Source organism: Shigella sp. FC1567 (assembly GCF_001743015.1).
In the GTDB taxonomy this organism is placed as follows: Bacteria; Pseudomonadota; Gammaproteobacteria; order Enterobacterales; family Enterobacteriaceae; genus Escherichia; species Escherichia coli.
Genome location: NZ_MIIV01000207.1, coordinates 1 through 2,600, shown reverse-complemented (window position 1 = coordinate 2,600; position 2,600 = coordinate 1). Strand labels below are relative to the sequence as shown.

4 protein-coding genes and 2 pseudogenes are annotated in these 2,600 nt (G+C 51.2%); 4 read left to right on the top strand and 2 right to left on the bottom strand.

The features are described 5' to 3' along the window. From BHE85_RS13090 to dmsC, 3 genes and pseudogenes are all read left to right on the top strand, one after another. Positions 1–306 (top strand): integrase core domain-containing protein (locus tag BHE85_RS13090; RefSeq protein WP_032232747.1); only part of this gene is annotated, 306 nt, incomplete at its 5' end. A 44-nt stretch (positions 307–350) separates the two neighbouring features. Beyond that, a pseudogene (gene dmsB, locus BHE85_RS13085) lies at positions 351–629 on the top strand (dimethylsulfoxide reductase iron-sulfur subunit DmsB); the annotation flags it as partial. A gap of 1 nt (position 630) precedes the next feature. Further along, on the top strand, positions 631–1,494 hold the full coding sequence (gene dmsC / locus BHE85_RS13080; RefSeq protein WP_000534637.1) for a dimethyl sulfoxide reductase anchor subunit DmsC: 864 nt from the start codon (positions 631–633) through the stop codon (positions 1,492–1,494). 34 nt (positions 1,495–1,528) lie between these two features. Here dmsC and ycaC read toward each other — a convergent pair whose 3' ends face one another. After that, positions 1,529–2,146 (bottom strand): isochorismate family cysteine hydrolase YcaC, encoded by a 618-nt coding sequence (gene ycaC / locus BHE85_RS13075; RefSeq protein WP_000012223.1) that lies wholly within the window; start codon positions 2,144–2,146, stop codon positions 1,529–1,531. Between the two features lie 63 nt (positions 2,147–2,209). Between ycaC and BHE85_RS13070 the strand changes: the two are divergent. Continuing rightward, positions 2,210–2,362 (top strand): annotated as a pseudogene (locus tag BHE85_RS13070) (transposase); the annotation flags it as partial. A gap of 3 nt (positions 2,363–2,365) precedes the next feature. Here the strand turns inward: BHE85_RS13070 and BHE85_RS13065 are convergent. After that, positions 2,366–2,600: integrase core domain-containing protein (locus BHE85_RS13065; RefSeq protein WP_146627983.1), on the bottom strand; the 235-nt coding region annotated here is incomplete at its 5' end.

The following is a 2,600-nucleotide window of genomic DNA, read 5'->3' as shown; positions in this document are numbered from 1 at the left end:
AAAGGTTCTCAGTATGTATCGCTGGCCTACACACAGCGGCTTAAGGAAGCCGGATTACTGGCATCAACAGGAAGTACAGGCGACTCGTATGACAACGCGATGGCGGAGAGCATCAATGGTCTTTACAAAGCGGAGGTAATACACCGTAAGAGCTGGAAAAACCGTGCAGAAGTGGAACTGGCCACACTCACGTGGGTGGACTGGTATAATAATCGACGATTGCTGGAAAGGCTGGGCCACATCCCTCCGGCAGAAGCAGAAAAAGCTTATTATGCTTCCATCGGAAACGATGATCTGGCAGCCTGAGTTCACAGATAAAACACTCTCCAGGAAACCCGGGGCGGTTCACACCGCAATATAACGAAACGAAAGGCCATATGACCAAATGCGATGGTTGTTATGACCGTGTTGCGGAGGGTAAAAAGCCGATCTGTGTTGAATCTTGTCCGCTGCGGGCGCTGGATTTCGGCCCTATCGACGAGCTGCGTAAAAAACATGGCGATCTGGCGGCCGTTGCGCCGTTGCCGCGAGCTCACTTTACCAAACCGAATATTGTGATCAAACCCAATGCCAATAGCCGCCCGACCGGGGATACCACTGGCTATCTGGCAAACCCGAAGGAGGTGTGAGATGGGAAGTGGATGGCATGAATGGCCGCTGATGATCTTCACGGTCTTCGGGCAATGTGTAGCAGGTGGTTTTATCGTTCTGGCTTTGGCGCTGCTCAAAGGCGACCTGCGAGCAGAAGCCCAGCAGCGTGTTATCGCCTGCATGTTTGGTTTATGGGTGCTGATGGGCATTGGCTTTATCGCCTCTATGCTCCATCTTGGTTCACCAATGCGCGCTTTTAACTCGCTCAACCGGGTAGGGGCTTCAGCACTCAGTAACGAAATCGCCAGCGGTTCGATCTTTTTTGCCGTAGGCGGCATCGGCTGGTTGCTGGCAATGCTGAAAAAGCTGTCACCGGCATTGCGTACGCTGTGGCTGATAGTGACGATGGTTCTTGGCGTCATCTTTGTCTGGATGATGGTGCGTGTGTATAACAGCATTGATACCGTTCCGACCTGGTACAGCATCTGGACGCCGATGGGCTTCTTCCTGACGATGTTTATGGGCGGCCCGTTACTGGGTTACCTGTTGTTGAGTCTGGCTGGCGTCGATGGCTGGGCGATGCGTCTGCTGCCAGCAATTTCTGTACTGGCACTGGTAGTGAGTGGCGTGGTATCAGTGATGCAGGGCGCAGAGCTGGCGACTATTCATAGTTCTGTGCAGCAGGCCGCAGCGCTGGTGCCGGACTATGGTGCGCTGATGTCCTGGCGGATCGTGCTTTTGGCCGTTGCCCTGTGCTTGTGGATTGCACCACAGCTAAAAGGTTATCAGCCTGCGGTTCCGCTACTTTCTGTATCATTCATTCTGCTTCTGGCAGGGGAATTAATCGGTCGCGGCGTATTCTATGGTTTGCATATGACCGTGGGGATGGCCGTCGCAAGCTAATCATAACAACCGGGGTTTCGGCCCCGGTTCTCTTTTATTTCTGCTTCGTTAACGTGTCATAACAGGTCATCAAATTACGATAATCAGGAATGTGGTTAGAGAACAACGTCGCCAGTCCTTCAATATCATTATGCCAGTCGCGATGCAGCTCGCACGCCACGCCGAACCATGTCATCAATTGCGCACCAGCTTGCGACATGCGATCCCATGCCGAATGCCGGGTAATTTCATTAAAGGTCCCTGACGCGTCAGTCACGACAAAGACGTCAAACCCTTCTTCAATGGCTGAAAGCGCCGGGAATGCCACGCAAACTTCGGTTACCACACCGGCAATAATTAACTGTTTTTTACCTGTCGCTTTGACAGCTTTTACAAAATCTTCGTTATCCCAGGCGTTAATATTTCCCGGGTGAGCAATGTAAGGTGCATCGGGGAATTGTGCTTTCAGTTCTGGAACTAATGGGCCGTTAGGACCGGTTTCAAAACTGGTGGTAAGAATAGTTGGTAAGTTGAAATACTTAGCCTGGTCACCCAGCGCCAGCACGTTATTTTTAAACTTATCGGGTTCGATATCCCGTACAAGGGAAAGTAAACCAGCCTGGTGATCAACAAGCAAAACGGCAGTAGACTGGCCCCCTGAATCTCCAGACAACCAGTATCACTTAAATAAGTGATAGTCTTAATACTAGTTTTTAGACTAGTCATTGGAGTACAGATGATTGATGTCTTAGGGCCGGAGAAACGCAGACGGCGTACCACACAGGAAAAGATCGCAATTGTTCAGCAGAGCTTTGAACCGGGGATGACGGTCTCCCTCGTTGCCCGGCAACATGGTGTAGCAGCCAGCCAGTTATTTCTCTGGCTGAAGTGGTCAACAAAAACTGGCCACCGAGTTAGAGTTTTTCCAGTATCGATTTTCCGATTCGTTTGGGGGGAACCCACAGTTATATTCGTGCGGTCTTAGTGCGCTGTAATATCCAACGATATAGTCCGTTATGGCGTGAGCTGCCTCGCTGAAGCTTACGTAACCCACCACCGGCATCCATTCGTTCTTCAGACTCCTGAAGAAGCGTTCCATTGGGCTGTTATCCCAGCAGTTTCCGCGC